The sequence below is a fragment of the Spirillospora sp. NPDC046719 genome (assembly GCF_040645715.1).
Taxonomy (GTDB): Bacteria; Actinomycetota; Actinomycetes; order Streptosporangiales; family Streptosporangiaceae; genus Spirillospora.
The window spans coordinates 1-4,838 of record NZ_JBEYYT010000584.1; the positions used below are offsets into that span (position 1 = coordinate 1).

Below are 4,838 nucleotides of genomic sequence, written 5' to 3' on the forward strand. Positions count from 1 at the left end.
GTTCGCCGCCGGGCCGGCGGTTCGGCCGGCGGCCGGATTGCCGTTCTCGACAGGGGGGCGGGCGGGGGGCTGGCGCTGGCCGCACCGCTCGCAGTAGCCGTCCGCGTCGATCACCGCGCCGCCGCACTCCGGGCACGGGCGGGCCTCGCCCGCCGCGCGGCGCCGCGCGATCGAGGCGGAGCTCTGCCGGATGGTCGCGCCCTCCCGGGGCGCCGCGCCGCTTCCCTCGGGGCCGGCGGGCGGCGGGTCGCCGAGCTTGTGCCCGCAGTTCTCGCAGAACACGTAGCCCGGGTAGACGATCTCCCCGCACACCGGGCAGGTCGGTTCGGCGGGCTTGGCCGCGGCCGCGCCGTCGACGGGGGCGGCGGTCGGGTCGTCGGTCACAGCAGCGTCCTCGGGCGTACGGCGTTGGCGGAGTCGATGAGCAGGCGCGACTCGGCGCGGTCGCGGGAGCGGCGCGCCAGTTCCCGGTAGGTGCGCTCCAGCCGGCGCCGCAGCGGCGTCTCGGCGAGCGGCGCCCCCATGAGCGCACCGCCCTGCGCGCCGTTGCCGGAACCGGCGGGCAGCCAGTCGAGCGCGGCCTCCAGGATCTCGGCGGCGAGCCGGTCGCGCCGCTCGTCGTCCAGGTCGAGGCCCTCCAGCCGCTCGCCCGCCGCGACCAGCTCGGCCGCCGTCAGGTCCGCGGGCGCCCGGCCGCGCACCGCCGTCGCGACGGCCGCGACCAGCGCCGGCACGTACCGGATGGAGATCTTCGGCACCGCGTCCAGCGCCTGCACCGCCGCGGCGCGGCGGCCCGCGGCCAGGTGCACGCGGGCCAGCCCGAACGCCGCCGTGAGGTAGCCGTGGTCGGTCCGCCACACCAGCTCGAACAGCCGGACGGCCTCGTCCGGCGCGGAGTGCTCGCGGCAGTAGGCGAGGCCGAGCTTCGGCGCCGCCTCGCCGGGCAGCAGCGAGTACAGCCGGTCGAAGCACCGCTCGGCCTCGGCGACCCGGCCCGAGGCGAGGAGCGACACGGCGCGGAACCAGTCCACCCGCCAGTCGCCGGGAAGGCTCTGCGCGAGCCCGTCCAGCAGGGCCGACGCCTCGTCCGCGCGGCCTGTCTCGATCTTGACGCGGGCGAGCGCCAGCATCACCTCCGGGGTGCGCTCCGGCGCGCTCTCCAGCACCGGGCCGAGCTGCTCGTCGTCCAGCGCGGTCAGCCCGGCCAGGAACGCGGCGGCCGGGTCGGCGCCGTCCACCAGCGGCACCGGCAGCGCGGACGCCGCGACCTCCGGCGGGACGGGCGGCAGCGCGGACTCGGCCGCCAGGTCGCCCGCCATCCACGGGTCGAAGCGCTCCGGCCCGAACAGCGCGGACGGTGCGGGGCGCGGCGCGCCCTCCTCGGCGGCCAGCACCTCCCGCAGCACGCCGGTGAGCTGCTCCGCCATCTCCGCCGCGTCCTGGAACCGCTCCGCGGGCTCCTTGTGCGTCGCCCGGCGCAGGAACCGGTCGTAGGACTCGTACCTCTGGAGCAGCGGCACCTCCTCGCGCGGCGGCAGGCTCTCCGCGTACGCCCGGGTGTAGCCCTTGAACGGGAAGCTCAGCACGGCCAGCGCGCGCCCGACCGTGTAGAGGTCGGAGCTGATCGACGGGCCGACGTCGGCGATCTCCGGCGCCTGGTAGCCGATGGTGCCGTAGATGGCGCCGTCCGGGTCGTCCAGCCGCCGGACGCCGCCGAGGTCGATGAGCTTCAGCTCCTCCTCGGACTGGATGACGTTGTCGGGCTTGAAGTCGCAGTAGACGAGGCCCTTGGCGTGCAGGTAGTCGAACGCGCGCAGCACCTCGAGGCCGTAGGCGATGGCCTGCGTGAGCGGCAGGTGCTTCTCGCCGGTGGGCTGCGGCTGCTCCAGCAGGATGTCCTTGAGCGACTGGCCGCCGACGTACTGCATGACGATGTAGCCGTCGCCGTCGTGCTCGACGAAGTTGTAGATCTTGACGATGTTCGGGTGCTCGACCTCGGCGAGGTAGGCGCGCTCCGCCGCGGCGGCGGCCATGGCGTCGGCGTCCCCGGTGTCCAGCAGGCCCTTGAGCACCACCCACCGGTTGCTGACGTTCTTGTCCTGCGCGAGGTAGATCCAGCCGAGGCCGCCGTGCGCGATGCAGCCGAGCACGCTGTACTGCCCGCCGACCAGGTCGCCGGGGCTGAGCTTCGGGGTGAAGGAGAACCCGGTGCCGCACTTCGGGCAGAACCCCTCGGTGCGGCCCGGCCGGTCGGGGCGGCCGCGCCCGACGGGCTCGCCGCAGTTGGAGCAGTACCGCTTGCTCTCCGCGACCTGCGGGTCGCTCATCACCGCCGAGGACGGGTCCCGGTACGGGACGCGCGGCACCTCGACGAGGCCGGCGCCGAGCATCCCGCGCCGTCCGGACGACCGCGACGAGCCGGTGCGGGTGCTGCCGGTGCGGGTCGTGCCGCTCGTGCCGGTCGTTCCGCTCGTCCCGGTCGAGGCGGACGGCTGGTCCGGGGGCGAGCCGCATTCGTCGCAGTAGCCGTCGACGATCGTGCCGGAGCAGCCCGGCTGGCGGCATTTGCCGTCCGGCGGGGCGGACGCCCCCGACGATCCGGACGGCGCCTGTGCGGCCTGCGCGGCCGGGGCGGCCGCCGAGCCGCACTCGTCGCAGTAGCCGTCCACGATCGTGCCGGAGCAGCCCGGCTGGGTGCAGGCGTCCGGCGCGCCGGACCCGGAGGCGGGCGCCCCGGACGCGGGGGAACCGGAGGCGGGCGACGCGTTCGGCGAAGCGGGCGGCATGCCGCATATGACGCAGTAACCGTCCTCGATGGTTCCGCCGCAGCCCGGCACGGTGCACTGGCTCAACGTTCCGCTCCCTTCGCCCGCGAGGTGATGGCCTGCTGGTATCCCGACAGCGTCACGGTCGCCTCGCGCAGGTCGCACGGCGAGGTCCAGAGCAGCTCGCGGGCCCGCTCGTAGATCGCGGCGAGTTCGGCGTCCTCGGACCCGCCGAGGCGGGCGGCCTTCGCCCGGTACGCCTCCAGCCGTCCGCGCAGTTCCTCGCGCCGGTCCAGCAGTCCCCGGATCACCTCGACGTCCCGGCGGGCCTGGTCCAGCGCGGCGTGCATCGCCCGGTCCAGGTCCGCGACCCGGTCGGCGAGGTCGTTCCAGCCGCCGCCGCGGGCCGCCGCGCCGTGCGGCGGCCGGCCGACGGCGGCGAGCCGGTCGGCGAGCGTGGCGGACATGTCCGGCAGGTCCGGCAGCACCGGCGAGGCGATCTTCGCGAGCACCTCGTCGCGGACGCGGCGCGCCTCCGCCTCCGTGCCGCGCAGCGCGTCGAGCACGGCCGCGATCCCGGCGATCCGGTCGGCGAACCCCTCGCGCAGCCGCTGCGCCTCCTCAAGGCCGCGCCGCACGTCCGCCAGCGCGGTGCGCAGCGCGTCCAGCCGGCCGGTGTCGGCGCGCCCGCCCTTCGCCAGCGATAGCGGATCGGCGCGCACGACCGCGGCCACGGTGCGCAGCTCGGCGGTCAGCCGGTCCAGGTCGGGGTCCGTGCCGCCCAGCGCGGCCAGCAGGTCGGCGGCGGCGCGCTGCTCGGCCTCCACCTCGGCGAGCCGGGACAGCAGCGCCGACCAGACGGCGTCGAGCGCGGCGACGGTCTTGGCGACGTCCTCGTACAGCGGCGTCATCCGCGCGACCACCGCCTGCAGCGTCAGCCTCTCGCCGGACGGGACGGCCAGCAGCGTCCGGCGCTCCAGCGGGACCTCCTCGGCCGGCAGCTCCACCGACGGCCCGGCCAGCAGCCGGGTCAGCTCGGCGAGCCGCGACCGGTCCGGCCGCGGGTGGAGGGCGCGCAGCCGCTCGGCCTCGCCGAGCGTGCGCCCGTAGTGGTCGAACAGCGCCCAGATCTCCGCCATCCGCGACCGCACCTCGGCCTGCACGCGCCGCGTCTCCCCGTCCAGCGCCGCGCCGTCCAGCAGCTGGTACCCGGGGTGCCCCTCCAGTTCGAGCAGGGCCGTGCTGATGCGCTCCTTCTCGTCGCGCAGGTGCGCCAGCGCCCGGTCGGCCCCGTCCCGGTCCAGCGGGGGCCGGGCCGCCCACGCGTCGTTCACCGCCCGTCCGCGATCATGTGTTCGCCCCCGATTCCCCCGAATAGAGCACGTTTTGGGGCACAGTGTTCACCATGCGGCGTGGGCATCTCAAGCGAGCCCGCGATCGGAGCGCGCCGTGCCGCCCGCCCTGCGTCAGGTGACGCTTTCCGGGCGCTCCCGCCACTGCGAAATGTCAGTGTTCGAACGTATGATCGAACCATGGCGAACGTTGCGACGCACCTTCGGACCACCCCCGCGCACGACGCGGCCGGCACCGTGCTCACCGCCGCCGAGATCGCGGCCCTCGCGCTCTCCCTCGCGCACCTCGGCGCCGGCCCGCAGGCCGCCACCGCCCGCCGCGCCCTGCACTCCCTCCTCGACAACGCCGGCCACGACGACGTGGTCGCCGCGACCCTGGCCACCCTCACCGCGCCCCTGGACGCCTCCACCGCCGACCGCGCCCGCGTCATCGCCGCGGCCATCACCGAGCACCGCGTCGTCCGGCTCTGCTACGGCGACGCCGGCGCGAACGTGACGATCCGCGAGGTGGAGCCCGTCACCTGCCTCGTCCACCGCGACCACTGGTACCTCGTCGGCTGGTGCCGCATGCGGCGCGGCGTCCGCGCCTTCCGCTTCGACCGCATCCTCGCCGTCGAGTCCACCGGCCTGCCCTCGCGCCCCCGCCGCGCCGACCGCTACCTGCCGTTCCAGCGCCGGACGGCGCACGCGGCCTGACGGGGGCCGGGCCGGCGCCGCGTCC

At 76.1% G+C, this 4,838-nt stretch carries 4 protein-coding genes; 1 reads left to right on the forward strand and 3 read right to left on the reverse strand.

The genetic code is table 11. The features are described 5' to 3' along the window. The 3 genes from ABZ914_RS46550 to ABZ914_RS46560 all read right to left on the reverse strand — a co-directional run. Window positions 1-384 (reverse strand): double zinc ribbon domain-containing protein (locus tag ABZ914_RS46550; protein WP_500201070.1); only part of this gene is annotated, 384 nt, incomplete at its 3' end. After that, the gene (locus ABZ914_RS46555; RefSeq protein ID WP_500201071.1) at window positions 381-2,852 is read right to left on the reverse strand and encodes a tetratricopeptide repeat protein; all 2,472 of its coding nucleotides are present in this window, start codon (window positions 2,850-2,852) and stop codon (window positions 381-383) included. The genes ABZ914_RS46550 and ABZ914_RS46555, both read right to left, overlap by 4 nt. Continuing rightward, window positions 2,849-4,099, reverse strand: coding sequence for a hypothetical protein (locus ABZ914_RS46560; RefSeq protein WP_500201072.1), 1,251 nt, complete (start codon window positions 4,097-4,099; stop codon window positions 2,849-2,851). Before ABZ914_RS46560 ends, ABZ914_RS46555 begins: the two co-directional genes overlap by 4 nt. A 198-nt stretch (window positions 4,100-4,297) precedes the next feature. On the opposite strand from ABZ914_RS46560, the gene ABZ914_RS46565 reads away from it, so the two are divergent. Next, window positions 4,298-4,813, forward strand: coding sequence for a helix-turn-helix transcriptional regulator (locus ABZ914_RS46565; protein WP_500201073.1), 516 nt, complete (start codon window positions 4,298-4,300; stop codon window positions 4,811-4,813). The last annotated feature ends 25 nt before the right edge of the window (window positions 4,814-4,838 follow it).